Genomic DNA, 26,721 nt, shown 5'->3' with positions numbered 1-26,721 from the left:
CCAAACCGGTTATCCTGCCAACACTGAATGGTATTGGTTTGGCAAGCATATGAGGCCCGCATGATCACGCGCCGCAATTTTCTGGCCGTAACGGCGGCTGCAAGTCTCGCCCCCGGGACATCAAGCGCCAAGAAGGCAACGGAATACGATCCGACCCCGCAATTCGTCCGGATCAAGAAACAGTTCCAGCCCGGTCAGCTGCTGGTCGTTCCAAGATCATTCTACCTGTATTACGTGACTGAGCCGCGCAAGGCCGTCAGATATGGCTGCGGTGTCGGTAAGGCAGGGCTGGAATTTACCGGCACCGCCACGATTGATGTCAAAAAGGAATGGCCCACCTGGCGTCCCACGGATGAGATGATCGAACGGGACCCCGTGGCCTATGCCAAGTTCAAGGACAACGACTATGTGCAGCCGGGTGGAGGTGACAACCCCCTGGGCGCGCGGGCGCTTTATCTGTTCCAGAACGGCGTGGATACGTATTTCCGCATCCATGGAACGACGCAGCCGCAAACCATCGGTCACGCCGTATCAAATGGCTGCATCCGCATGCTGAATGAACATGTCATCGACCTGTATGAGCGCGTTCCGATCGGAACCGTTGTTTCAGTCGTCTGACAAGCCCGCTTATCGTCCTGTCCAGTCCACATCACTGGCTTCTTCAATCCGCAGCAACCCATCGGGCCACGGGCGGGCAAGCGACAGAGCCTGATCAGGATCACCACTCAGCCATATGTGAAAATCCGATTGATCCAACAAAACGCCCATCCGGTGATGGATCGGTCGCACGTCCTCATTCGGTTCACATGTAACGGTTGCAAACTGATCCACGCGCAGACCACCCGGAGCCTGCCAACAGTCGGTGATTGCGGCAAACCACAATGGTCGGTCGTCTTTTGAGCTTATGCGCCACGCCGTTTTCCGGCGTTTTTCGCCTGTCCACTCGTACCAGCCATCGACCGGCACGATGGCCCGACCGACATCCTTGAACGCGGTTTTATCAAATACGGTTTCGGACCGGGCGTTGATGATCGTCTCCATGACAGGCCGTCCGCGCGCATTCACGCGTCCCACCGGGATCATGCCCCAACGCATGGTGATCAATCCGGTATCTGTCAGGACGGTGACGTCTTCACCGGGCTTTATGTTTCGGCGCCGTCCTTCATCCGCGATCTGGCCGTCCGCCACCCCAAGTGTTTCGGCGATCTCAGAAATTGGTCGGGTCAGAAACAAACGCCCCGGCATGTGCCCCCCTATTCCCTGGCTTTATCCACCAGTTGCAGAACCTGTGGCCCCAGATCCCGGACAATCAGCGCGACCCCTTCTGCATTCGGGTGAATGCCGTCAGGTTGCATAAATTTACGCGCAGCGTTCGGATCGCTTTCCGCGTCGAGGCCCGCTAAAAAATCTTCGGCATAGAGACTGTCGTATGCGCCGGACAAATCCGGATAGATTGCATCAAAGGCAGATTTATACTCGGCACCGAAATTGCCCGGCGCCTTCATCCCGACCAGAAGAACATCGACATCCGCCTGTTTGGCCACCATCAGAATCTTTTCAATATTCGCGCGGGACACAGCGGGATCGATGCCGCGCAACAGGTCGTTGCCACCAAGTGCGACGATCATTCCGTCAACCTCGGGTGTCAGTGTCCATTCCACGCGGGCTGCACCGCCTGCTGTCGTATCACCAGACACACCCGCGTTGATCAACCGGACGTCGGCCCCCTGCGCGTCAAGCCAGCGATCCAGTTGCGGGACAAATCCATCCCGCTCGACCAACCCATATCCCTGCGTCAGCGAATCTCCCAGCGCAGCGATCACCACCGGTTCGGCTGTGGCTGTAAAACCGCACCAGACAAAAATGGCCGACATCAAGACCTTGCGCATTTTCTGATCCGCTCCATATCCCAAATGATCCAGTTCCCCAGGAAGGCCCCATGTCGAAACCTGTACTTGTCCTAAAAGATGCTGCTTTGTCGCTGAATGGCAATGCCGGAAAGGTCGACATCCTGCACGAAATCTCACTGACCGTGAATCATGGTGAGACGCTGGGCCTGATCGGCCCATCCGGTTCGGGCAAGTCGTCGATCCTGATGCTGATGGGCGGGCTGGAACAGGCCACGGGCGGTACCGTTCATGCCCTTGGGGCCGACCTGACGACTATGGATGAGGATGCGCTGGCCCGGTTCCGCCGGGACAACATGGGCATCGTGTTTCAGAATTTTCACCTGATCCCGACCATGACGGCGCTGGAGAATGTCGCCACCCCCCTTGAACTGGCCGGTCACAAAGATGCCTTTGCCCGCGCCGAGGCCGAGCTTGATACCGTTGGACTTTCGCATCGCAGGGACCATTATCCGGCGCAATTGTCGGGCGGGGAACAGCAAAGGGTTGCGCTGGCCCGCGCTTCGGCACCAAGGCCGCAGATCCTGCTGGCGGATGAACCCACCGGAAATCTTGATGAAACAAACGGTGCCGCGATCATCGATCTGCTGTTCGGGCTGCGCGACAAGCATGGCGCAACGCTGGTTCTGGTGACACACAGTCACGAACTGGCTGACAAGTGCGACCGCATCGTTCGCCTGCGGGACGGGCGACTGGCAGAAACGGTCGAGCGTGAGGCAGCGGAATGAGTCTGCGCCTGTCCGCGCGGCTGGCCTGGCGCGAATTGCGCGGGGGCATTCGCGGCTTTCGGATTTTTCTGGGCTGCCTGGCCCTTGGCGTTGCCGCCATAGCCGCAGTCGGCTCGGTCCGCGAAGCTATTGAAACCGGACTGGTGCAGGAGGGCGCGGCGCTGCTGGGCGGCGACGCCCAGATGGAGTTCACCTACAGGTTTGCATCCGAGGACGAGCTGACATGGATACGTTCAAACGCGCGATCCGTATCAGAGGTCGTAGATTTCCGGTCCATGGCCGTGACGGAACGCGGGGGCGAAACCCAACGTGCGCTGACGCAGATCAAGGCCGTCGATGGTGCCTATCCTCTGGTCGGTTCGGTCATTCTGGCCCCCGACATGCCGCTGGAGGACGCTTTCGCCGGGCAGAACGGAACCCCAGGCGCGGTGATGGATCCGGCGCTTATCGACCGGCTGAATCTGGAGACGGGCGATCGCTTTCGGCTGGGCACGCAGGACTTTGTCCTGATGGCGTCGCTGCAGCATGAACCGGATGGGGCCGCAGACGGATTTGGCCTTGGCCCGCGCACGATGGTGCAAACCAAGGACCTGACGGCATCCGGGCTGCTTGAGCCGGGCACGCTGTTTTCGACCAAATACCGTCTGGCCTTGCCCGAGGGGACCGATCTGGCCACGATCGCCGAAACCGCCCGGCAGGATTTCAAAAGCAACGGCATGCGCTGGACGGATGCGCGCAACGGCGCGCCCGGCATTACCGAGTTCGTCCAGCGCCTCAGCGCGTTTCTTGTGTTGGTCGGGTTGTCGGGGCTTGCGGTTGGCGGGATTGGCGTTTCAGCCGCTGTTCGCGCCTATCTGGCGGAGAAAACAGATACGATCGCGACGTTGCGCACCCTAGGGGCGGATCGCGCGACCCTGTTTCAGACCTATTTCCTACAAATCGGCATTTTATCGGGCGTCGGTATCCTTCTGGGGATCGCATTGGGCGGGGTTGCGCCCATCCTGCTGGCCTCCGCGATCGAGGCCCGGTTGCCGGTTCCGGCAGTATTCACGCTCTATCCCGCACCAATGGCCGAGGCCGCGCTTTATGGTCTGCTGACGGCATTTCTTTTTACGCTGTGGCCGCTGGCACGAACCGAGGAGGTCCGGGCGGCGACGCTGTTCCGGGATGCCCTGTCGTCGGCCCGCCCCCTGCCACGGGCCAGATACCTTGTGACCACTCTTTTCGCGCTGATCGTGCTGATCGCAGCTGCCGCATGGTTCAGCGGCTCGTACCGGCTGACGATCTGGACAACCGGCGGCGTAATTGGTGCTCTTGTCTTGCTGGCGATATCAGCCTTGCTGATCCGCCTTGCCGCACGGGCTGCCGTGCCAAGATCCCGGGGCCGCCCTGCCCTTCGCTGGGCACTGTCGGCGATATCCGGGCCACGGGAAAGCGCGGTTTCCGTGGTTTTGTCGCTGGGGCTGGGGTTGTCGGTGCTTGCAGCCGTCGGTCAGATCGACGGTAACCTGCGCAAGGCCATCACCGGAAATCTACCGGACGTGGCCCCGTCCTATTTCTTCGTGGATATTCAAAAAGACCAGATGGAGGGCTTTTCCCAGCGGCTGGAAAGCGATCCGGCGGTCAGCCGGGTGGAAAGCGCACCGATGCTGCGCGGTATCATCACCCGGATCAATGACCGCCCTGCCAGCGAAGTCGCCGGAGACCACTGGGTTCTCGAAGGGGATCGTGGCCTGACCTATTCACCCCAGCCGCCCGAAAACACGCGCCTGACTGCCGGTGAATGGTGGCCACAGGATTACAGCGGCGCCCCCCAGATCAGCTTTGCAGCCGAAGAAGCGCAGGAGATGGGGTTGCAACTTGGTGACACGCTAACCGTCAATGTTCTGGGCCGCGACATCACCGCCCAGATCACATCCTTCCGCGAGGTCGATTTTTCAACCGCAGGCATGGGGTTTGTCATGTCGATGAATCCATCGGCACTTGCCGGGGCGCCACACAGCTTCATCGCAACTGTTTATGCCGAGGAACACGCCGAAAGCGTCATATTAAAGGACCTCGCAGATCGCTTTCCCAACATTACTGCGATCCGTGTCCGCGACGCCATAGACCGGGTCTCGGGGCTTCTTGCCGGGCTTGCCACGGCGACTTCCTATGGGGCGGGCGCATCGTTGTTGACCGGATTTCTCGTGCTGATCGGAGCGGCCGCGGCCGGTGAATCTGCACGCCGGTTCGAGGCTGCGGTCCTCAAAACCCTTGGCGCAGACAGAACGCGCATAATGCTGAGCTTCGCGCTGCGGTCCGCCTTGCTGGGTGCTGCCGCCGCCTGTGTGGCACTGGTATCGGGGCTATTGGGAAGCTGGGCCGTCGTCAGTTTCATCTTTGAAACCGGTTTTGTGATCATCTGGCCGTCCGCGCTTGGCATCGTTCTGGCGGGAACGACGGTTACGCTGGTTGCGGGGCTGTTGTTCGCATGGCGACCCCTGTCCGCCCGGCCCGCGCGCATCCTGCGTGCCAGCGACTGACCCGTTCCGTTTTCGGCAATACCGGATACGCTTTAGCGAACGCAGGCCACCGGCTGCAAAATCTTCAGCAGCTGAGTATTGTCACAAACCAGGGCGTCCAGCGTGATCTCGTCCAGCGATGCATAAAACGCCTGAGCCGCATCCTGCAGTGCAAGCCGCAACCGGCAGGCATCGGTCAGCGGACAGGTGTTGTCGGCATCAGCAAAACACTCAGCAATAGGCAAGCCGCCTTCCACGTGGCGAAAAACCTCGCCAATTCTGATCTGATCGGCGGGCCGACCCAGAGACATGCCGCCGTTGCGACCGCGCTGCGTGCTCAGGTACTTGAGCTGGCTCAGCTGATTGATGACCTGCGCCAGATGGTTTTCCGAAATGTTGCAAACCTCTGCGATCTCGGATTTCGTGACCAACCGATCCTGGTGGGCGGCGCAATACATCAGAAGGCGGACAGCGATATTCGTCCTTTTGGTAATACGCATGGGTACTCTCCTCAGATTTCGAGACGAACCCATATTGCATGTGCTTCAAAAAAACGGTTTGACATACATCAATTGCTCAAAGGACGTCACATCGCATGGCAGACCCCTATTTCTTTGGCTATGGCAGCCTGGTGAACCTTGCCACTCACGACTTCCCCGACCCGCGCCCGGCGCTTTTGCAAGGTTGGAGGCGCGCCTGGCGGCATACCGACCTGCGAGCCGTTGCCTTTCTGACGGCCGTCCCTGACCCCGACAGTGAAATCGAAGGCATGATCGCGCATGTGCCCGAAAACGACTGGGCCGCGCTGGACGAACGGGAATGGGCTTATGACCGTATCCCGACAACACGATCGGTCGCGCACCCCCTGTCGCATGAGGTCGAGATTGCGGTCTATGCCGTGCCCGAGCACCGGCATCGCGACCCGTCCGAGGGGCATCCTATCCTGCTCAGCTATATCGACGTGGTCATTCAGGGCTACCTGCGCGCCTTCGGCCCGGAAGGCGCGGACCGTTTCTTTGCCACCACAGACGGCTGGGATGCTCCGATCCTGAACGACCGGGCGGAACCCCGATACCCGCGTCATCAGCAACTGAAACCCGCTGAGACTGAATTCGTGGACGACCGCCTTCACAAAATTTCCGCCAGAATCGGACTGCCAGCTTAAAAGGAAAAGGGGCGGGCGCGGCGCCCACCTCTTCTTCTTGTCCCAAATACGGCTGCCGGAGGCACGCCGTCAGGCGCGTCTCATCATCCGCGCGCGCGGATCACCTGTAGCAACGGCAACAGCGTCGCCATCTCCGGCCCACGCTCCATGCCAGTCAGTGCCCTGCGCAGCGGCATGAACAGGCCCTTGCCCTTGCGACCCGTCGCCTCTTTCACGGCGCTGGTCCAGTTGCCCCAGGTTTCTCCGTCAAACGGTCCCTCGGGCAGCAATGTCATGGCGTGAGAAATGAATTCGCGGTCTTCATCAGCGATCAGCGGCTCGGCCCCGTCACGACACAACTCCCACCAGCCCTTCAGATCGCCCAGCGTGGTGATGTTTTCCCGGGCCATGGCCCAGAACGGTTCGGCCAGTTCTGTCGGAACGCCAGCCTCGGCCACTGCTTCGGCCACGTCTGCCAAAGGCAGCGACTGAAGGTGCTTCGCCGTCAGCGGAAACAGGTCCTGCACATCGAACTTGGTGGGCGCCGCCCCAAAACGGTTCACGTCGAACCCTTCGATAAGTTCAGCCACGTCCGCGCGCAGCTCAACCGGATCGGAAGAACCCAGCCGCGCCATCAGGCTGAGCAGCGCCATCGGCTGCACGCCCTGCTCACGCAGATCGCGCAGGGCCAGCGTGCCCAAACGTTTCGACAGTGCCTCGCCCTGCGGGCCGGTCAGCAGCGAATGGTGCGCGAAACGTGGGCACGTCCCGCCCAGCGCTTTGATGATCTGAATTTGCGTGGCCGTGTTGGTCACGTGGTCCGAGCCACGCACAACATCGGTTACGCCCATCTCGGTGTCATCAACCACCGACGCGATCGTATAGAGAACCTGACCATCGCCACGGATCAGCACCGGATCAGAGACCGAAGCCGCATCGATCGATATGTCGCCCAGAATGCCGTCGGTCCACTCGATCCGCTCGTGATCCAGCTTGAAGCGCCAGACACCATTACCACGCTCGGCCCGCAGGGCTTCTTTCTCGGCATCTGACAGGTTCAGCGCGGCGCGGTCATAGACCGGCGGCTTGCCCATGTTCAGTTGCTTCTTGCGCTTCAGGTCCAACTCGGTCGGTGTCTCGAATGCCTCGTAGAACCGGCCCATTTCGCGCAGCTTGTCGGCAGCCTCGGCATAGCGATCCAGTCGGTCCGACTGACGCTCAATCCTGTCCCAGTGCAGGCCCAGCCACTCCATGTCCTGCTTGATCGCGTCGACATATTCTTCCTTCGACCGCTCGGGGTCTGTGTCGTCGATACGCAGGATGAACGTGCCGCCCGCCTTGCGGGCGATCAGATAATTCATCAGTGCGGTGCGCAAGTTGCCCACATGGATGTAACCGGTGGGCGACGGGGCGAAACGGGTGGTTGTCATGGGTGTCTCCTGTTGGCGCGGCTCTTGTCACAGGATTGGCCAATTGTCCAGCCGAACACCCTTCGGCGCCGCGAGGTTGGAGTACCGTTCGAACTGATACTCAGGTCGGTTCGACAGGCCAGAGCCGGTCAAGATCGTCCAGCCCGGCGCGGATCAGTTCGGACAGAACAACTAGATCGATATCGGCAAGTTTGTTCACATACAGACAGGATTTGCCCAGCTTGTGCTTGCCCAGACGGGACAGGATATCCCCGAAATCGGCATATCCCGGCATGATATAGATCGAGTGCGCCGCCTTGCGCGGTGAAAAACCGGTCGCCAGAAAGTCCCCCTCGCGCCCCGTTTTGTAGCGATAGTGATACTTGCCATACCCGATCATCGACGGCCCCCACATCAGGGGCGTGAAACCGGTCACCTTACGAAACAGCTGGTCAAGCCTGCGCGCATCATCTGCTTTGCTATGGGGCTGCACGCCTGCCAGAAACGCTTCGACGCTCTGATCGGTGGGCACGGTTTTGTTACTGCTGTTTGCCATAAAGCGACGGTACCATGTGAATACAAGGAGCACAGCCCCGGACAGGCTGGAAGAGCAATCCACGCGTTCTATGTATCAGTCATCAGATCAGACAGGGAGTTCATTACATGGCGATCAAACTTACCCGTCGCTCGGCACTGGGGGCTGCAGTTGCCCTTCCACTGGCAGCAGGCGTGACACCCGCGCGCGCCGCCGGTTCAGAGCCCAAATCCGCGACCCCGAATACCCGATCCTTCCAGCTGGGCGACTTTACGGTCACCACCCTGCTCGACGGCAGCTTTCCACGGGACGGCGCAAAGGAGATATTCGGCGGCGGTGCCTCGGATGAGGAATTCGCCAGTGTTTCTGCGGAAAACTTCATTCCTGCTGATCAGGCCCAGTTCTTTTTCACCCCGACGCTTGTCGACACCGGGTCCGAGCTTGTGTTGTTTGACACCGGGCTTGGTCAGGGTGGCATTCAGGCAGCCCTGAACGAGGCCGGTGTTGCCCCGGATGCCATCGATGTCGTCGTTCTGACGCATATGCATCCCGACCATATTGGTGGAATGACAACCGACGGCGCACCGACCTTTCCGAATGCACGTTATGTCACCGCAGCGGCCGAGTATGATTTCTGGGCGGCGCAAGACGCGGGAAATCGGGTCGGCGATCTGGTTGCCGAAAAGGTAACGCCGTTGGCCGAGAAAATGACCTTTATCGAGGACGGCGGCGACGTTGTGTCCGGGGTCACCGCCAAGGCGGCATTTGGGCATACGCCCGGTCATATGGTTTATCACCTGGAAAACAACGGGCAGCGGCTGATCCTGACAGCCGATCTGGCCAACCACTATGTCTGGTCATTCGCGCATCCGGACTGGGAGGTCAAATTCGACATGGACAAGGCTGCGGCCACCGCCGCGCGGCGAGATGTGCTGGGTCTTCTGGCCGCCGACCGGGTACCGATGATCGGCTATCACATGCCCTTCCCGGCAGCTGGTTATGTTGAGAAACGAGGCGACGGTTTCCGCTTTGTCCCGGTCAGCTATCAGTTGATGGGCTGAACTGCATTGGCGCTAATCCGGTCACTCGGGCGATACGACTGGTGTCGTTATCGCCCAGCTGTGACCGGGTTCCGCTGGTGAGGAATATCTCAGAAATTGCACCCCGATAAAAACTCAGGCCGCAAACGCAGCCCATTTCCGTTTCACAGCATCCAAAACGGACAGGTCACTGTTCGGTTCAGGGTCATCACAAGGGGCCAACGGAGGGAATTCGGGACGGGTCCGGGTTGCCGACGAAGGAGTCTGTGCCCGGGCTTCGCTGCGCATCAAATCCGCGATTGCGGCATCTGTGCCCTCTTCGTCCAGTTCACGTGCCGGCGATTCCATGGTTTTCCATTTGATAGGCCCGTGAAGGGATTTTTCGTAATCGTTAAACATATTCGCACCAACTATCTTCAACTGACACACACCTGTCGGGCTATGCCCAAAGCGCGTCCACACCACCTAAGAATGACCGATGCCGCAACTTCTCTGGCTGCATTGCGTCACATTTGCCCCACTTGAGGCAAGTTTGGTTCTAAATTGTGGCGAAAATGTGGCAAAACGCCAATCGCGCCTTCAATTTTCGGCGTGTACTTCAAACTTTTCAATAGGTTAAAGGGCATCAGCCCCTTGACGCTGACTGCCATCATGCGGCCACATTCGAAACAATGTCGACTGACCAGCCAGATTGAAGAATTGAGGTTAACGACTCTCAGAGCAGCCGCTACATTACTGCCCGCTGTCACGCCACCTGTTGACGATCGGATAGCGCCGGTCCAGCCAGAATGCACGGCGCGTCAGGCGCGTGCCGGGGGCCGACTGAAAGCGTTTGTATTCGCTGATATAAATCAGGTGCTCGACTTTTATGGCGATGCTTTCGTCGAAACCGGCAGCAACGCAATCGGCAATCGAACCATCCTGATCGACAAGAATGTCGAGCAGGGCATCTAGCACTGGATAATCCGGCAGGCTGTCACTGTCCTTCTGATCTTCACGTAGCTCGGCGCTTGGCGGCTTGTCGATGACCGATGACCGGATCACTTCGCCCGCAGGACCCATCATCCAGTCCCGGTGATTGTCATTGCGCCAGCGGCAGGTCTGGAACACGCGGGTTTTGTACAGGTCCTTGATCGGATTGTACCCGCCATTCATATCTCCGTAGATAGTGGCGTAACCGACGGCAATTTCCGATTTGTTGCCGGTTGTAAGCAACATCTCTCCGAACTTGTTCGAGATCGCCATCAGCAGCAGGCCGCGCAGGCGGGATTGCACGTTTTCCTCGGTCAGGTCAGCTTCGTGCCCTTCAAACAAAGGCGCAAGCGTCGATGACACAGCGGACCGGCTGTCAGAAATCGGAACGTAATCGTAGTGGACTCCCAGAGCCTTGGCGACGGCCTCGGCATCGTCGAGAGAACCCTGGCTGGTATATTCAGACGGCAGCATAACGCAGCGGACATTTTCGGCACCGATGGCATCCACCACGATTGCCGCAACCAGCGCCGAATCGACGCCGCCCGACAGACCAAGAACTGCCTTTTTGAAGCCGGTCTTGCCCATATAGTCGCGCAGGGACTGAACCATGGCGCGATAGTCCTGTTCCCACTCATCCGGTTGCGGAGCAAATTCGCCCGGCGTAATGCGCCAGCCATCGTCGCCACGTTCAAGATCAACATGGGTGACGGCCTCGTCGAATACGGGCATGCGCAGAGCCAGTTCACCTCCAGGGTTCAGCGCAAATGTGCCGCCGTCAAAAACCTGATCGTCCTGTCCCCCGACCATGTTCAGATAAATCAGCGGCAGCCCGGTCTCGACCACGCGTGCCACCATGTGATTGATCCGCACGTCGTATTTGTTTCTGAAATAGGGGGACCCGTTCGGCACCAGCAGGAACTCGGCCCCGGTCTCAGCCAGCGTTTCGGCCACATCTTCGTGCCAACTGTCCTCGCAGATCGGGCTGCCGATGCGGGTATTTCCAACCGAATAGGGGCCGCCCAGAGGACCGGCGTCATACAGGCGCACTTCGTCGAACACGGTTTCGTTCGGCAGGTGATGTTTGAGGGTCTTGCTGGCTATTTTGCCGCCTTTCAGGATCAGATAGGCATTGTAGAGTTGGTCGCCTTCGGTCCAGGGACTGCCGATCGCCAGCGCAGGGCCATCCTTGCAGCGTTCCGCCAGATCGGTGACCGCAGCGATGGCAGCCTGATGAAAGGCCGGTTTCATGATGAGGTCTTGGGTGTTGTAGCCGGTCACGAACATTTCCGGCAGCGCAACCAGATCGGCTCCGTCCTCGCGCCCCTGCTCCCAGGCGGCAAAGGCCTTGGCTGCGTTGCCGTCGATATCGCCCACCGTGGGGTTGAGCTGTGCCAGAGTAATGCGGAAACGGTCGGCCATATTGCCCTCATGCCCTCGTCAGTCCCAAAGCCATTTATCAGATCACGCCGCAAGTGGAAGGCAAATGCGGCAAAAGACATTGCCCGGCGTCCGCAGGTACCTTAGTTTTGCGCAAACGATCGGGAAACAGCTTAAAACCGGGCAGGCAGGAAAGACCATGAAGATGATCCGTTTGACACTGGCAACCGCAATGTCAGGAGCCATGGCCTTTGGTGCACTTGCCCAGGACGGGCAGATCGTGACCAAGGACGACGAAGTTGGCGGTGTGTACGAGGGTACCTTTGAAAAGGGCCTGCGCCACGGAACCGGCACCTATAAACTGCCGAACGGCTTTGAATATTCCGGTGAATGGGTCGAGGGGGAGATTCGCGGAAAGGGCACGGCGCGCTATCCCAACGGGTCGGTCTACGAAGGTGATTTCGTCAACGGCAAGCCCGAGGGCAAGGGCAAGATCATCTATGCCGACGGCGGCACCTACGAAGGAGACTGGTCGGACGGCGCGATCAACGGCACCGGCGTGGCCGAATATGCAAACGGTGTGCGCTACGAAGGCGGTTTCAAGAACGCCCGGCATCACGGCCAAGGGATGATGAAAGACCCCGGCGGATATGTCTATGAAGGCGACTGGGTCGACGGCCTGAAACAGGGCAAGGGCAAGATCACCTATCCTGATGGTGCCATCTACGAAGGCGACGTTATGGCGGATCAGCGCCATGGTCAGGGCAGCCTGACCTTGCCGGACGGGATGATCTATACCGGCGACTGGGCAGAGGGGCAGATTACAGGCTCCGGCCACCTGACGCAGGCAAACGGGGATGTCTATGAAGGCCAGCTTGTGGCCGGACGCCGCGAAGGGACTGGCAAGGTCACTTACGCAAATGGCGACGTTTACGAAGGCCAGTTCTCGGACGATCAGCGTCACGGCGACGGTACGTTCACCGGAACGGATGGATACAAATACAGCGGCAACTGGTCCGGCGGCCAGATCGAAGGGCTGGGAGAGGTCACCTATCCCGACGGGTCCGTATACGTCGGTGACTTCAAGGCCGATCTGGCGGATGGCAAAGGGCGGATCACCTATCCCGATGGATCGAGTTATGACGGCGACTGGGTTGCTGGCGTGATCGAAGGAACCGGCACCGCCGCTTATGCCGACGGCATTGTGTATAAGGGCCAATTCCGGAATGCCCGCAATCACGGCAAGGGCGTCATGACATATACGAACGGGTACCGGTACGACGGCGACTGGGTCGATGGCGCTCGGCAGGGTCAGGGCAAGGCAACATACCCTGATGGCTCGGTCTATACCGGTGGATACGACCAGGGGCGGCGTCATGGGCAGGGCGAGATCGTCATGGCCGACGGCTTTAAGTATGCCGGCGGGTGGACCGATGGCAAAATCAGCGGGTTTGGCGTTGCGACCTATGCCAATGGCGATGTCTATGAAGGGAATTTCCTGGACGGTAAACGTCAGGGCGAAGGCACAATGCGCTATTCCGATGGTCAGGAAGAAACCGGCGTCTGGGAAAATGGCGCCCTGACTGAACAGAAAGATACGGATTCCGGAACTCAGGCGCCCGAAGCGGGTCCGGTTCAGGACGGATCAGAAGCCTCAGACGGATAAATCCGTTCAGAAAGACAAGCCCACGGGCCGGTTTGCGGTATTTTCGTTCTTTTCATTCCGAATTGGCGCTGTATAACTCGATTCCATGATCAACCACGCCGATATCCCATTTTCCGGTTCCGCCCTGCGCGGTACCGATCTGCGTGGCCTACTGATCCTAATCCGCCTCTGAGCGTGCCACCCGGCGCGCCCGCTCAGAGGAGGACGCCCGCGCGCCAAATGGCTTTAGGACAGAACAGAAAGACACCGACATGACCAACGTGACCGACCAAGACCGCGTCTTGATCTTTGACACCACTTTGCGCGACGGCGAACAAAGCCCCGGCGCGACGATGACCCATACTGAAAAGCTGGAAATCGCCGAACTGCTGGACGATATGGGCGTCGATATCATCGAAGCCGGATTCCCCATCGCCTCCGAAGGTGATTTCAAGGCTGTGACGGAAATCGCAGAGCGCTCCAAGAACAGCCGCATCTGCGGCCTGGCCCGCGCCAATATCACCGATATCGACCGCTGCTGGGAGGCGATCAAACACGCCGAGAAAAGCCGGATTCACACCTTTATCGGTACCTCGCCGCTGCACCGCGCCATTCCGAACCTGACTAAGGACGAAATGGCCGATAAGATCCACGCCACCGTCAGCCATGCGCGCAACCTGTGTGAAAACGTGCAGTGGTCGCCAATGGATGCGACCCGGACCGAGTGGGATTACCTGTGCCGCGTGATCGAGATCGCCATCAAGGCGGGGGCAACCACGATCAACATTCCGGACACCGTGGGCTACACCGCACCGCTGGAATCGGCTGACCTGATCAAGCGTCTGATCGAAACTGTGCCGGGCGCGGATGAGGTTGTCTTTGCAACCCATTGCCACAACGATCTGGGCATGGCGACGGCGAACTCGCTGGCGGCTGTTATCGGCGGCGCGCGCCAGATTGAATGCACGATCAACGGTCTGGGTGAACGCGCTGGCAACACCGCGCTGGAGGAGGTCGTGATGGCGATGCGCACCCGCAACGACATCATGCCGTATCACACCGGCATCGACACCACCAAGATCATGCACATCTCGCGGCGGGTCGCCACGGTGTCGGGTTTCAACGTGCAGTTCAACAAAGCCATCGTTGGCAAGAACGCCTTTGCTCATGAAAGCGGCATCCATCAGGACGGGATGCTCAAGAACCGAGACAATTTCGAGATCATGCGCCCCGAGGATGTGGGCCTGTCCGGCACCTCCCTGCCGTTGGGCAAGCATTCCGGCCGCGCGGCGTTACGCGACAAGCTGAACACCCTTGGCTATGAGGTGGGTGATAACCAGCTCAAGGATATCTTCGTACGGTTCAAGGATCTGGCGGATCGCAAGAAAGAGGTGTTCGACGACGACATCATCGCGCTGATGACGCTGGATGACGATGATGGCGATGACCGCCTGCAGCTTGTTTCGATGAAAGTGACCTGCGGTACAGGCGGTCAGGCCGAAGCAACGGTCGAGATGGAGGTGAACGGACAGGATGTCACCGCCACCGAGCATGGCGATGGTCCTGTGGACGCCACATTCCGGGCAATTCGCATCATCCATCCCAACACGGCGCATCTGCAGCTTTATCAGGTCCATGCGGTGACCGAAGGAACCGACGCACAGGCAACTGTTTCGGTCCGGCTGGAAGAGGATGGCATGATCGCAACCGGTCAGTCGGCCAATACCGATACCGTTGTGGCATCCGCCAAAGCCTATATCCACGCACTCAACCGCCTGATCGTGCGACGTGAAAAAACCGGTCCGGGCGCGGATGCGCGCGAGATCAGCTATAAGGATCTGACGTGACGGGCTGTGCGGCCTGTCGAATGTCCTGAAACATCAAGGCCGGATTGCGTATTACGCCAGTCCGGCCTTTTTCGCCCCGTCCAGAAAATGCCGAAGATCCTCATCGCGGCCATAGTGCAGGGTGGCGGCCAGATCATCCAGTTTGAAACCGGAATCGGCTGAACGGATCGCTTCGGCATGACGTCTGGCTCCGGCCTCATTCCCCAGCCAACCGTGACATGCGGCGACAAAGGCGTTCTGCGTGATGTCCAAAGCGGGCAGATGCGAGAAATCGTCGATTGCCTGCTCGTAATGGCGGCCACAGAACCGGGCCCGGCCAAGATGGCTCCAAAACCGGGCCGGGTAATGGGGGTTCAGCCGCATCGCCTTAAGTATCCATTCGGCCCCTTCGTCTGGGCTTCCTGACCAAGTCAGCAACTCTCCCATCTGCACGACGACAAGGTCGTAGTTTGGATTCAGCGACAGCGCCTTGTCCTGATGATAGCGGGCGCGGTCCAGATCGTTGCGCAGAATCTCGACCGCCGCCATCAGCCGGTGAACATCGGCATCGTTGTCATCCAGCGAAGCCGCCTTGAGGATCGCAGCCTCGCACAGCGCCAGCATTTCGTCACGATCGTCGCACCAACCGTATCCCCAAGCCTGACCGCGAATGCAGCCGCTCCAGGCGTGGGCATGGGCATAGTCGGGGTCCAGTTCGATGGCGCGATCGATCAGTCTGGTCGCCTCGATATTGTCTTCGCGGGTGCTACGGTGGTGCAGTACCTTGGCCGCCAGAACGCATTCATAGGCGGCAAAGCTCGATGGCTTCTTGCGGGCCAGCCCCTCTTGTTGCGATGCCTCGATGCGTCCGGGCAAGGTTGCCACAACCGCCGCCGTCACCTCGTCCTGAATGGCAAAGATATCATCCAGGTCGCGATCGTATTTTTCGGCCCAGATATGCGCATCGGTCTGGCTGTCGATCAACTGTACGGTCACCCGCAGTCGGTTGCCCGCCTTTCTGACGCTTCCCTCGACAATATACTGCGCGCCCAGCTTCTCGGCCACATCGCGGACGTTTACTGCCTGACCTTTATAAACAAAACTGGAATTGCGCGAGATCACGAACAACTCGTGCCTGCGGCTGAGTTCCGTCAGGAGGTCCTCGGTCAGGCCATCAACAAAAAACTCCTGCTCGGGATCGCCGCTCATGTTTTCCAAGGGCAGAACCGCGATCGATGGTTTGACAACCCTTGTTGCCTCTTCCTGCGGCGCGGTCAGGTCCTGATCGGCAGGCCGGTCCAGTTCGATGCGATAGGTATGCACCGGCTGCGACAGATTCTTGAGGCTGAGATCGCCAAGATCCTGAAACTGCAGGTCCATTCGCCCCGAAACCTGTTCGTGCACGGCGCCCGAGATCAGCACGTCACCAGCCTCCGCCGATTGCTCTAACCGGGCCGCGACGTTCACGCCGCCGCCGAAGATATCGCCATCCTCGAAAATGATATCGCCCAGATTGACACCGATGCGGAACTGAATGCGCTGTTCCCCGGGCACGTCCGTGTTTCTGCGTGACATCCTGCTCTGGACTTCGACGGCGCAGGCAACCGCATCGCAGGCGCTGGAAAATTCAACCAGCATTCCATCCCCTGTGGTTTTGATAACGGTTCCGCGGTTTTTCTGGATCGCGGGGTCGATCAGTTCGATCCGATGGGCCCGGAGGCGGGCCAGTGTGCCCTGCTCATCGGCTTCCATCAACCGGCTGTAACCCACCATGTCGGCAGCAAGAATGGCAGCAAGTCGGCGCTCCATGGCCCCCCCTTTCTGCAATTCTAGCGCCGCGCGGCCCTGTCAAACAAGAATTTTTGAATGTTCGCCCATAGCGTGCGTGCGTTGCCGAGTGATCCTGCGCAAACGGCGTCAAGCAGTACCGAGCCTGTCGAACAGTTGGTCCAGCGCGGCAGCCTCTTCGGAAAAACCAAAAGGTGCGTTGATCACGAACATGCCGGATCCAACCATCCGATGCCCCTCGCGCGCTGCGGGGAAACGGACCTCGTGGCAGACAGCCCCGGGCAGCTCTTGCTGTTTCAGCGCCGCGACCATGGCCTTTTGCCGCCCGTCCGTCAGGATCGGGTACCACAGGGCAATCACCCCGACATTCCATTTGCGGTGCATCTTTGCGATCAGGCCGGGCAACCGATCATATTCCGATTTCACCTCATAGCTGGGATCAATCAACATCAATCCGCGCCGTGGCGTGGGGGGCAGCAACGATTGCGCAAGCTCATAGCCGTCCCGGCGATAAACTTTGGCCTGTTGCGCAGCCATGACTCCGTTGAGGGCCGCGTTTTCCTGCGGGTGAAGTTCTGCGAAATGCAGGCTGTCCTGCGCCCGCAAAAGACTGGCGGCAATTAGTGGCGAGCCGGGATAGGCCGCTGCGCCGTGCCGGTCCTGTACTGCACTCAACGCGCGTGACAGAGGATGTTCGGGGCCGAACCACGTTTCGCGCTGCGCGCGCTCGATGCCCGCCGCCGCCTCACCCGTCTTGCGTGCCTCGGCGGCGTCCAGCTGGTACAGCCCCCGGCCCGCGTGCGTTTCAACGTAGCTCAGCGGCTTTTCCTTTTGGGTCAGATAGGCCAACATCCACGCCAGCAACGCGTGCTTTTGTACATCGGCCAGATTACCTGCGTGGTAAATGTGTTGATAAGAGAGCATGTTGCCTTCTAATGTCCTTGCAAATGAGGCGGAATAGCGCTGATTTACGCGGAATCAGCCCTTTTACCGGGCGAGATGGCACCCTATAAGACATGCGTCCCGGAACCGTCGAGTCGCGGGCAGTAGAAATTCTGACTAACGGGATCAGGAAAAACATGGGCATCTTTGGCAATCTGGGCGGCCTGTTCACAGCGGACATGGCAATTGACCTTGGTACGGCAAACACGCTGGTTTATGTCAAAGGGCGCGGAGTGATCCTGTCGGAACCGTCGGTTGTGGCCTATCACGTCAAGGACGGCGTAAAAAAGGTTCTGGCCGTAGGTGAGGACGCCAAGCTGATGCTGGGCCGGACGCCCGGTTCAATCGAAGCCATCCGCCCGATGCGCGAAGGTGTGATCGCGGACTTCGATACCGCCGAAGAGATGATCAAGCATTTCATCCGCAAGGTGCACAAACGCTCGACCTTTTCTAAACCCAAGATCATTGTCTGTGTTCCTCATGGTGCCACTCCTGTTGAAAAACGCGCCATTCGTCAGTCGGTTCTGTCCGCAGGCGCCCGTCGAGCGGGCCTGATTGCAGAACCCATCGCTGCTGCGATTGGTGCCGGTATGCCGATCACCGATCCGACCGGTAACATGGTTGTCGATATCGGTGGCGGTACAACCGAAGTTGCCGTTCTGTCGCTGGGCGATATCGTCTATGCGCGCTCAGTCCGCGTGGGTGGCGACCGGATGGATGAGGCCATCATCTCGTATCTGCGCCGTCAGCAGAACCTGCTGGTCGGTGAGTCCACCGCCGAGCGGATCAAGACCACCATCGGTACCGCCCGGATGCCTGATGACGGGCGCGGGCAATCCATGCATATTCGCGGCCGTGACCTGTTGAACGGCGTGCCCAAGGAAATCGAGATCAGCCAGGCGCAGGTTGCCGAGGCTCTGTCCGAGCCCGTCCAGCAGATTTGCGAGGCCGTGATGACCGCGCTGGAAACCACCCCGCCCGATCTGGCAGCAGATATCGTGGACCGGGGCGTAATGCTGACCGGCGGCGGCGCTTTGCTAGGCGATCTGGACCTTGCGCTGCGCGAGCAAACCGGTCTGGCCGTCTCAATTGCGGACGAAAGTCTGAATTGTGTGGCGCTTGGCACCGGAAAAGCGCTGGAATACGAAAAACAACTGCGCCACGCGATTGACTACGAAAGCTGAGGCGCGCACCCTCTGATCAGAGGGTCCAAAACACGGCGCGAGCAGCACCGGAAGGAGTCCTGTGGCAAAGGACCGTTCACAGCGCGAGGACTATACCGCCCCCCTGCGCCGGTTGCTTCTGGGGATTGTCCTGCTATGCCTTGTCGGGATTTTCCTTGTCTGGCGGATCGACAGCCCACGGGTCGAACGTTTTCGCGCTCAGGTCGTCGACAAGGTGGTGCCGTCGATGGAATGGGCCATGGTTCCGGTCACGGCAGGTGTAAATCTGGTCAGGGATTTCCAAAGCTACCAGCGGCTGAGCGAACAGAACCGGGAACTGCGCAGCGAATTGCGGCAGATGCGGGCCTGGAAGGAAGCGGCGTTGCAGCTGGAACAGGAAAACGCGCGGCTTCTGGATCTGAACAATGTGCGACTTGATCCACGCCTGACCTATGTGACCGGCGTGGTGATGGCCGACAGCGGCTCTCCGTTCCGGCAATCCGTTGTGCTGAATGTCGGCAGCCGCGACGGCATCGTCGATGGCTGGGCCGCAATGGACGGTATCGGGCTGGTGGGTCGAATTTCCGGTGTTGGTCCGGACACATCGCGCGTGATCCTTCTGACCGATGCCTCAAGCGCGATACCCGCGACCATTCAGCCGTCCGGCCAGACGTCACTTGTCACCGGGGATAACACGCCCTCACCCGCCATCGAATTTCTTGAGAGCCGCGAACTCGTTCGTCCTGGCGACCGGGTAATTACGTCGGGCGATGGAGGCGTTTTCCCTGCCGGGCTGCTGATCGGTCAGGTCGCGATGGACCCTGGGGGCCGACTGCGCGTCCGCCTTTCGGCTGATTTCGAACGGTTGGAGTTCTTGCGCGTGCTGCGCTATCACTCAGCTGAACCGATCCGAGATCCAGGCGGGATCGTCGGACCGGTTCGTCCCGAGGCCACTCTGACGTCAGAGGATGCCGCAGATGGATAAACATCAGACGCATCTCTGGTTTATGCGCGGACTATACGTCTGTCTGGCGATGCTGGTCCTGTTTTTTCATCTGCTGCCGCTTGATACGCAGCCGGATCGATGGCCGTTTCCCGATTTTCTGATCGCCCTGACGATGGCTTGGGTGTTGCGCCGTCCCGATTACGTGCCGACACTCAGTATCGCGGCGGTCATGCTGATGGCCGATCTGCTGCTGCAACGACCGCCCGGCCTAATGGCTGCGCTGGTGGTCGGGGGATCGGCTTACTTGCGATCCGCCGCGCCCGGAATGCGCGACGGGGGTTTCGCGGCGGAGTGGAGCTCCGTCAGCGTTGTGCTTGTGGCCATATTCGCTGCAAACCGCGTGATCCTTGCACTGTTGTCGGTTGAACAAGCCGCCCTTTGGCCAACAGTTGTGCAGCTTGCGATGACGATCGCCGTCTATCCGATTGCAATCCTGATTACTCAGAACGTTCTTGGGGTGCGCAGACTGTCGGCATCCGCTTCCGAGGCACTGGGAGGTCGGGCATGAAACGGAATCCCAAAGAAGCAGGTCGGGTTTACAAGCGCTTCTCGCGCCGGGCGCTGGTTCTTGGGGGCGTTCAGGCCGGGTTTATTGGCGCGCTGGCCATGCGGATGCGGTACATGCAGGTCGATCAGGCGGATCAGTACCGCCTGCTGGCCGAGGAAAACCGGGTCAACATACGCCTTATCCCGCCAACACGCGGGCGGATTTATGACCGCAACGGTCAGATCATCGGCCAGAACTCCCCATCCTACCGCATCATTATCGTCCGCGAGGATGCCGGTGATGTAGATCAGGTAATCGCCAACCTGTCCCGCCTCATCCCGCTGAACGAAGATGAAATCGAGCGCGCCCGGAACGAGATGCGCCGCTCGGCCCCCTTTCTGCCTGTGACGCTGGCCGATCAGGTGACTTGGGAAGACATCTCGAAAGTGGCCGTCAACGCCCCGGCTCTACCGGGCATTACACCCGAGGTTGGTCAGACCCGCCAGTACCCCCGCTACGAGGATTTTGCCCATGTCGTCGGATATGTGGGCCCGGTCAGCGATTACGACCTGAGCCAGATGACCGACCCCGAACCGGTTCTGCGTATCCCCCGGTTCCAGATCGGCAAGGTCGGGCTGGAGGCGAAACAGGAAGACAATCTGCGCGGAAAGACCGGCGCCAAAAGGGTTGAAGTTAATGCAACCGGTCGGGTCATGCGGGAACTGGACCGGCGCGAAGGTCAGCCCGGTGCGGATTTGCAGCTGTCGGTCGATGCCGATCTTCAGCAATATGCGCAGGCCCGGCTGAGCGGCGAAAGTGCTGCGGTCGTGGTGATGGACTGCGAAACCGGAGACATCCGCGCCATCAGCTCGTCGCCCAGTTTTGATCCTAACCTGTTCGTGCGCGGTATTTCAGTCGCCGACTACAGCGCGCTGACGCAGGATAAATACCGCCCTCTGGCCAACAAGACGGTGCAGGGCACCTACCCGCCCGGCTCAACCTTCAAGATGATCACAGCATTGGCGGCGCTGGAGGCCGGAGTGGTCAGCCCCGGCAATACCGTTTACTGCCCCGGTTACCTCAAGGTCGGCAGCCGACGTTTCCACTGCTGGAAACGGGGCGGCCATGGCATGGTCGATCTGCTGACCTCTCTCAAGCGCAGTTGCGACGTGTATTATTACGACGTCGCATTGCGTGTCGGTATCGACAAGATTTCCGAGATGGCGCGTAAATTCGGGCTGGGTATCCGTCATGACATCCCGATGTCCGCTGTGGCCGAGGGGCTGGCACCAAATCAGGAATGGAAATCGCGCGTTCACGGTCAGGACTGGCTGGTGGGCGACACTGCTAACGCCTCCATCGGACAGGGCTTTATGCTGGCATCTCCGCTGCAACTGGCAGTGATGAGCGCCCGCATTGCCACGGGCCGCGCGGTGACACCTCGACTGGTGCGATCGGTCAACGGTATCGAACAGCCTTCGGGTGCGGGTGAGCCGCTGGACATCAACCCCTATAACCTTCAGCAGGTGCAACAGGCGATGTATGCGGTGTCGAACGACCGTCGCGGCACCGCGTATCGCAGCCGGATCATCGCCGATGAATTTCGCATGGCAGGCAAAACCGGCACCAGCCAGGTCCGCAACATCACCGCCGCCGAGCGCGCCGCCGGTGTGATCCGCAACGAAGACCTGCCGTGGGAGCGTCGTGACCACGCCCTGTTTGTCTGCTTTGCACCGTTCGACAAACCAAAATATGCAATATCGGTCGTGGTCGAACACGGCGGAGGCGGATCCAAGGCTGCGGCTCCGGTAGCTCGGGATGTGATGCTGCAAGCCCTTTATGGCGGTACACCGCCGCTTGAGGCTTATCCGACGGGCGACCGTGAACGCATAAAAGAACAGCAAAAGAAACTGGAAGGCGACCGGCGCCCCAAAGCGCGTCCTGACGAAAAGGACCGCGCATGAGCTATCTTGAATACGCCGTCAAATCCACGCCGTCGGGGTTCCGCAAGATTCTGTACATGAACTGGCCGCTTACGCTGTTGCTGATCAGTGTGGCAAGCGCCGGTTTTCTGATGCTCTATTCGGTCGCCGGAGGATCATGGACACCGTGGGCCGAGCCCCAGATTGAGCGGTTTGGTATCGGGCTGGCCGCGATGTTCATCGTTGCCATGGTGCCGATCTGGTTCTGGCGGAACATGTCTGTTCTGGCCTATCTGGTTTCCATCGGTCTGCTTGTCCTAGTCGATCTTGTCGGCACCGTCGGGATGGGCGCCCAGCGCTGGATCGATCTGGGCTTCATGCGTCTGCAGCCATCTGAGCTGATGAAGGTGACGCTGGTGATGCTGCTTGCAGCCTATTACGACTGGCTTCCCGAACATAAGACCTCGCGCCCGCTCTGGGTGTTGATCCCCGTTTTTCTGATCATCCTTCCCACGCTGCTGGTATTGCGCCAACCGGACCTTGGCACATCCATTCTGCTGCTTGCCGCAGGGGGTGGCCTCATGTTCCTTGCGGGCGTGCACTGGGCCTATTTTGCTGCGGTCATCGCAGCTGTGGGCGGGCTGATCACCGCTGTCTTCAAAAGCCGCGGCACCGACTGGCAATTGCTCAAGGACTATCAGTTCAGGCGTATCGACACTTTCCTCGATCCATCGACCGACCCACTGGGTGCGGGCTATCACATCACGCAGTCCAAGATCGCGCTGGGGTCGGGCGGTTGGAACGGGCGTGGGTTCATGCAGGGAACCCAGTCCCGCCTGAACTTCCTGCCGGAAAAGCACACAGACTTCATTTTCACCACCCTTGCCGAAGAATTCGGTTTTGTCGGGGGTATTTCGCTGCTTGTCCTTTATGCTCTGATCCTGATTTTCTGCCTGTTCACGGCAATGGCCGCAAAAGATAGGTTTTCGTCGCTGGTGACACTCGGCATATCTCTGAATTTCTTCCTGTTCTTTGCCGTGAACATGTCGATGGTCATGGGGCTTGCCCCGGTTGTAGGTGTCCCACTGCCCATGGTCAGCTATGGCGGGTCGGCCATGCTGGTCCTCATGGCCGCCTTCGGCATCGTACAAAGCGCAAACGTCCATCGCCCACGCTGATGAAAAGGTCAGGCCAATGCCCATCAACATCCTGTTTTCCGCACGCCCTGCCCTTTGGCCGGTCTACCAGCCTCTGCTGACGCGTGGCCTGACCGATGCTGGCCTGGATTTCACACTGAGAACTGAATTCCCACCCGAAGACGTCGACTATGTGGTCTATGCGCCAAATGGCGGGCTCCGCGATTTCGGGCCCTTCACGCGCCTCAAGGCGGTGCTGAGCCTGTGGGCCGGGGTCGAGAGCATTGCCGATAACGAAACCCTGACCGTTCCACTCACGCGGATGGTTGATCACGGCCTGACGCAGGGAATGACCGAATGGGTCGTGGGCCATGTCCTGCGCCATCACTTGGGCATGGATGCCCATATCCACGGGCTGAACGGCGAGTGGCGTCAGGACGTTCCTCCGCTTGCAACGGACCGCACCGTCTGCGTGCTTGGGCTCGGCGCGTTGGGCGAGGCATCGGCCCGGGCCCTGTCTGCCCTGAACTTCCGCGTCACTGGTTGGAGCCGAACGCCTAAAAACATCCCCGGTGTCGAGTGCTTGCACGGTCCGGACGGTCTGCGTCAGGCGTTGGGCCAGGCAGAGATCGCCGTTTTGCTTTTGCCCAACACGTCTTCTACCGAAAATACTCTGAACGCGGAAACCTTGCACTGGCTTCCGCGTGGCGCAACGATCATCAACCCGGGACGCGGTCCCCTGATAGATGACGACGCGCTATTGTCAGCGCTGAATGACGGCCAGATCGGCCATGCCACGCTTGACGTCTTTCGAACAGAACCGCTGCCGCGCGACCACCCCTACTGGGCACATCCAAACCTGACTGTCACTCCGCATATCGCGTCGGAAACACGCCCCGCCACCGCCGCGCAGGTAATCTGTGAGAACATCCGCAGGCACGAGACAGGCGCCCCTCTTCTGCATCTGGTAGACAGGAATCTGGGTTATTGACCACATGCCGGAAGGGGCGCGCGCCCCTTTCTCTTGCTAAAAAATACCCCGCCGCAGGCGCCAACCCTTCAGGCCTCAATCAGCCCGCGCCCCTTCAGCAATGCTTCGACACCGGGCAACCGCCCCCTGAAGGCAAGATACAGATCCTCTGCTTCCTTCGATCCACCGGCTGACAGAATATTCTCCTCCAGCGCCCGCGCCTGTTCGGCATCGAATGCACCGCCCGCCTCTTCAAAGGCAGCAAAGGCATCGGCATCCATGACTTCGGACCACATGTAGCTGTAGTAACCGGAACTATAGCCGTCGCCTGCGAACACATGAGCAAAATGCGGGGTCGCATGCCGCATTCCAATGGCGTGGGGCATTTCGATTTCGGCCAGAACCTCGGCCTGTTTTGCCATCGGGTCAGCTGGGGCCGGACCATCGTGAAAGGCCAGATCGACCAGAGCCGAGGCCACATATTCGACTGTCTGGAACCCCTGATCAAAATTTGCCGCCTTCAGAACCTTCTGCAGCATATCCTGCGGCATTGGCTGGCCCGTTTCTACATGGGTTGCAAACTCACCCAAAACCTCGGGAACCTCCAGCCAGTGCTCATAAAGCTGACTTGGAAGTTCCACGAAATCACGAGCCACACTTGTGCCCGAGATGCTCTCATATGTGACATTGGACAGCATCTGATGCAGTGCATGGCCGAACTCATGAAACAGCGTGCGCGCATCGTCATAGGACAGCAGAGCAGGATCGCCCTTGGCAAAATTACAGACGTTGATGACGACGGGCGCCTGTACCTTCGGGAATTTGGCCTGGCTGCGCATCGCGCTGCACCACGCGCCTGATCGTTTGGAACCACGGGCAAAGTAGTCGCCTAAGAAAACCGCTATGTGCTGGCCGTTTCGGGTTACTTCCCATGCCCGGCAATCCGGATGATAAAGCGGCACATCCAGTGGCGCAAACTCAAGCCTGAATAAACGGTTGGCACAGGCAAAAGCAGCCTCGATCATCCGATCCAGTTGCAGGTATGGCTTTAGTGCAGCCTCATCCAGGTCATGTTCAGCCTTGCGCCGCTTTTCCGCGTAGTATCGCCAGTCCCAAGCCTCCAGAGGGCCGTTGACGCCATCGGCCTGCATCATCTGCGTCAGAACTTGGGCATCCGCCTCGGCACGCTGTTTCGCGGGCTGCCAAACCTGCATCAGAAGCGCGCGCACCTTGTCCGGTGTTCGGGCCATTTCCGTTTCAAGCTTGAACCCGGCAAAGTTTTCATAGCCCAGCAGCTTGGCCCGTTCCTCTCGAAGCGACAGAGTTTCGGCCGCTATGTCGCGATTGTCCGTCTCACCACCATTCGCCCCGCGCGCCACCCAGGCGCGATACGCCACCTCACGCAGATCACGGCGGGGCGAAAATTGCAGGAACGGCACGATCAGCGATCTGGACAGGGTTATGACCGGCCCATCGGCACCTTTTTCCTGCCCCGCGGCACGGGCAGCATTGATAACGAAGTCCGGCAAACCATCCAGATCATCCTCGGTCAGCTCCATGAACCAATCGCGTTCATCCGCCAGCAGGTTCTGGGTGAAGGACGTGCCCAGAGACGCCAGCCGGGACATGATCTGCTTCATGCGCTCATCGTCTGCCCCCTGCAACGCCGCACCAGAGCGCACGAAACTCCGGTGTGTCAGCATCAAAACCCGGTCCTGCTCGGCCGTCAGGCCAAGGTCCTCTCGCCGGTTCCAAAGGTCTGCCACTCGGTGAAACAACGCCTTGTTGGACGAAATCGCCGCGAAATGTGCAGCCAGCTTGGGCGAGAAATCGCGCTGCAATTCCTCGCGTCGGGGATTGCTGTCCGCCCCGGCAACCGTGAAGAACACGGACAGGACCTTATCCAGCTCTTCACCGGCAGCTTCCAGTGCTTCGATCGTGTTGGCGAAAGTCGGAGGTTCATCAGTTTGAGCAATCGCGTCGATCTGAACGTTATGCGCCTTCAGCGCCTGATCCAGCGCGGGCGTATAATCTTCATCCGAAATTTTGGCAAACGGTGCGAGTTCAAACGGGGTATCCCAGTTGGACAGGATCGGGTTGGTCATGGGGTTCTCCTTTGCCCGTCAAGCTAGGAAGGCATTGGGAAATGGTCCAGAGCCCAAGAGGGTGAACCGACAAATTCTGTCGCTGTACAGCTTGCATCCGCCCCCAGCGGCA

The 26,721-nt window shown here is 59.5% G+C and carries 24 protein-coding genes; 13 read left to right on the top strand and 11 right to left on the bottom strand.

Annotated elements, in window-relative coordinates:
- Positions 1-60: 60 nt before the first annotated feature.
- Positions 61-618: a L,D-transpeptidase gene (locus ACR0NW_RS16985; RefSeq protein ID WP_170654910.1), complete on the top strand. Its 558-nt coding sequence runs from the start codon at positions 61-63 to the stop codon at positions 616-618.
- 9 nt (positions 619-627) lie between these two features.
- On the opposite strand, the gene ACR0NW_RS16980 is transcribed toward ACR0NW_RS16985, so the two are convergent.
- Together ACR0NW_RS16980 and ACR0NW_RS16975 are read right to left on the bottom strand one after the other, a co-directional pair.
- Positions 628-1,245 carry an SOS response-associated peptidase gene (locus ACR0NW_RS16980; RefSeq protein WP_480451393.1) on the bottom strand — a complete coding sequence of 206 codons (618 nt, stop codon included), beginning with the start codon at positions 1,243-1,245 and terminating at the stop codon, positions 628-630.
- Between the two features lie 8 nt (positions 1,246-1,253).
- Entirely contained in the window at positions 1,254-1,889 is a 636-nt protein-coding gene (locus ACR0NW_RS16975; protein WP_480451395.1) for an arylesterase, read from the bottom strand.
- 50 nt (positions 1,890-1,939) lie between these two features.
- Here ACR0NW_RS16975 and ACR0NW_RS16970 point away from each other — a divergent pair, with 50 nt between their 5' ends.
- Together ACR0NW_RS16970 and ACR0NW_RS16965 are read left to right on the top strand one after the other, a co-directional pair.
- Complete coding sequence (locus ACR0NW_RS16970) at positions 1,940-2,635, top strand: ATP-binding cassette domain-containing protein (RefSeq protein ID WP_170654825.1); 696 nt, start codon at positions 1,940-1,942, stop codon at positions 2,633-2,635.
- Entirely contained in the window at positions 2,632-5,160 is a 2,529-nt protein-coding gene (locus ACR0NW_RS16965; RefSeq protein WP_480451397.1) for an ABC transporter permease, read from the top strand. Before ACR0NW_RS16970 ends, ACR0NW_RS16965 begins: the two co-directional genes overlap by 4 nt.
- Before the next feature lie 32 nt (positions 5,161-5,192).
- Here ACR0NW_RS16965 and ACR0NW_RS16960 read toward each other — a convergent pair whose 3' ends face one another.
- Positions 5,193-5,639 carry an RrF2 family transcriptional regulator gene (locus tag ACR0NW_RS16960; RefSeq protein WP_480451399.1) on the bottom strand — a complete coding sequence of 149 codons (447 nt, stop codon included), beginning with the start codon at positions 5,637-5,639 and terminating at the stop codon, positions 5,193-5,195.
- Positions 5,640-5,734: 95 nt separating this feature from the next.
- On the opposite strand from ACR0NW_RS16960, the gene ACR0NW_RS16955 reads away from it, so the two are divergent.
- Positions 5,735-6,304, top strand: a complete 570-nt coding sequence (locus ACR0NW_RS16955; RefSeq protein ID WP_480451401.1) for a gamma-glutamylcyclotransferase family protein — start codon at positions 5,735-5,737, stop codon at positions 6,302-6,304.
- A gap of 83 nt (positions 6,305-6,387) precedes the next feature.
- On the opposite strand, the gene gltX is transcribed toward ACR0NW_RS16955, so the two are convergent.
- Positions 6,388-7,713, bottom strand: a complete 1,326-nt coding sequence (gltX, locus tag ACR0NW_RS16950) for a glutamate--tRNA ligase (RefSeq protein ID WP_480451402.1) — start codon at positions 7,711-7,713, stop codon at positions 6,388-6,390.
- 100 nt (positions 7,714-7,813) lie between these two features.
- Positions 7,814-8,248, bottom strand: a complete 435-nt coding sequence (locus tag ACR0NW_RS16945) for a DUF1801 domain-containing protein (protein ID WP_480451403.1) — start codon at positions 8,246-8,248, stop codon at positions 7,814-7,816.
- Positions 8,249-8,355: 107 nt separating this feature from the next.
- Between ACR0NW_RS16945 and ACR0NW_RS16940 the strand changes: the two genes are divergently transcribed.
- Entirely contained in the window at positions 8,356-9,288 is a 933-nt protein-coding gene (locus tag ACR0NW_RS16940) for an MBL fold metallo-hydrolase (protein WP_480451404.1), read from the top strand.
- Between the two features lie 114 nt (positions 9,289-9,402).
- Here ACR0NW_RS16940 and ACR0NW_RS16935 read toward each other — a convergent pair whose 3' ends face one another.
- The 3 genes from ACR0NW_RS16935 to ACR0NW_RS16925 form a co-directional block, all read right to left on the bottom strand.
- Entirely contained in the window at positions 9,403-9,615 is a 213-nt protein-coding gene (locus ACR0NW_RS16935; RefSeq protein WP_480451406.1) for a hypothetical protein, read from the bottom strand.
- A 158-nt stretch (positions 9,616-9,773) separates the two neighbouring features.
- The gene (locus ACR0NW_RS16930) at positions 9,774-9,920 is read right to left on the bottom strand and encodes a hypothetical protein (RefSeq protein ID WP_480791889.1); all 147 of its coding nucleotides are present in this window, start codon (positions 9,918-9,920) and stop codon (positions 9,774-9,776) included.
- A gap of 79 nt (positions 9,921-9,999) precedes the next feature.
- Positions 10,000-11,661, bottom strand: a complete 1,662-nt coding sequence (locus ACR0NW_RS16925; protein WP_480451409.1) for an NAD+ synthase — start codon at positions 11,659-11,661, stop codon at positions 10,000-10,002.
- Between the two features lie 157 nt (positions 11,662-11,818).
- Between ACR0NW_RS16925 and ACR0NW_RS16920 the strand changes: the two genes are divergently transcribed.
- A complete protein-coding gene (locus tag ACR0NW_RS16920; RefSeq protein WP_480791888.1) occupies positions 11,819-13,285 on the top strand; it encodes an MORN repeat-containing protein in 1,467 nt (488 codons plus the stop codon).
- A 251-nt stretch (positions 13,286-13,536) separates the two neighbouring features.
- Positions 13,537-15,111 carry a 2-isopropylmalate synthase gene (locus ACR0NW_RS16915; protein WP_480451410.1) on the top strand — a complete coding sequence of 525 codons (1,575 nt, stop codon included), beginning with the start codon at positions 13,537-13,539 and terminating at the stop codon, positions 15,109-15,111.
- 51 nt (positions 15,112-15,162) lie between these two features.
- On the opposite strand, the gene ACR0NW_RS16910 is transcribed toward ACR0NW_RS16915, so the two are convergent.
- The gene (locus tag ACR0NW_RS16910) at positions 15,163-16,899 is read right to left on the bottom strand and encodes an adenylate/guanylate cyclase domain-containing protein (protein WP_480451412.1); all 1,737 of its coding nucleotides are present in this window, start codon (positions 16,897-16,899) and stop codon (positions 15,163-15,165) included.
- 108 nt (positions 16,900-17,007) lie between these two features.
- The gene (locus tag ACR0NW_RS16905; RefSeq protein WP_480451414.1) at positions 17,008-17,802 is read right to left on the bottom strand and encodes a 23S rRNA (adenine(2030)-N(6))-methyltransferase RlmJ; all 795 of its coding nucleotides are present in this window, start codon (positions 17,800-17,802) and stop codon (positions 17,008-17,010) included.
- A 155-nt stretch (positions 17,803-17,957) separates the two neighbouring features.
- Between ACR0NW_RS16905 and ACR0NW_RS16900 the strand changes: the two genes are divergently transcribed.
- The 6 genes from ACR0NW_RS16900 to ACR0NW_RS16875 all read left to right on the top strand — a co-directional run bounded on the left by ACR0NW_RS16900 (position 17,958) and on the right by ACR0NW_RS16875 (position 24,525).
- Positions 17,958-19,004, top strand: a complete 1,047-nt coding sequence (locus tag ACR0NW_RS16900) for a rod shape-determining protein (protein WP_039523195.1) — start codon at positions 17,958-17,960, stop codon at positions 19,002-19,004.
- Between the two features lie 61 nt (positions 19,005-19,065).
- On the top strand, positions 19,066-19,968 hold the full coding sequence (mreC, locus tag ACR0NW_RS16895) for a rod shape-determining protein MreC (RefSeq protein ID WP_480451415.1): 903 nt from the start codon (positions 19,066-19,068) through the stop codon (positions 19,966-19,968).
- Positions 19,961-20,497, top strand: a complete 537-nt coding sequence (locus tag ACR0NW_RS16890; RefSeq protein WP_480451417.1) for a rod shape-determining protein MreD — start codon at positions 19,961-19,963, stop codon at positions 20,495-20,497. Before mreC ends, ACR0NW_RS16890 begins: the two co-directional genes overlap by 8 nt.
- On the top strand, positions 20,494-22,440 hold the full coding sequence (mrdA, locus tag ACR0NW_RS16885; protein ID WP_480451418.1) for a penicillin-binding protein 2: 1,947 nt from the start codon (positions 20,494-20,496) through the stop codon (positions 22,438-22,440). Before ACR0NW_RS16890 ends, mrdA begins: the two co-directional genes overlap by 4 nt.
- On the top strand, positions 22,437-23,576 hold the full coding sequence (rodA, locus tag ACR0NW_RS16880; protein ID WP_480451419.1) for a rod shape-determining protein RodA: 1,140 nt from the start codon (positions 22,437-22,439) through the stop codon (positions 23,574-23,576). The genes mrdA and rodA overlap by 4 nt, the downstream gene beginning before the upstream one ends.
- A 16-nt stretch (positions 23,577-23,592) precedes the next feature.
- A complete protein-coding gene (locus tag ACR0NW_RS16875; protein ID WP_480451421.1) occupies positions 23,593-24,525 on the top strand; it encodes a 2-hydroxyacid dehydrogenase in 933 nt (310 codons plus the stop codon).
- Between the two features lie 68 nt (positions 24,526-24,593).
- On the opposite strand, the gene ACR0NW_RS16870 is transcribed toward ACR0NW_RS16875, so the two are convergent.
- Entirely contained in the window at positions 24,594-26,609 is a 2,016-nt protein-coding gene (locus tag ACR0NW_RS16870) for a M3 family metallopeptidase (protein WP_480451423.1), read from the bottom strand.
- Positions 26,610-26,721: the final 112 nt, after the last annotated feature.

The organism is Ruegeria sp. CF5 (assembly GCF_056537325.1).
This window is presented reverse-complemented; position numbering and strand designations above follow the sequence as displayed.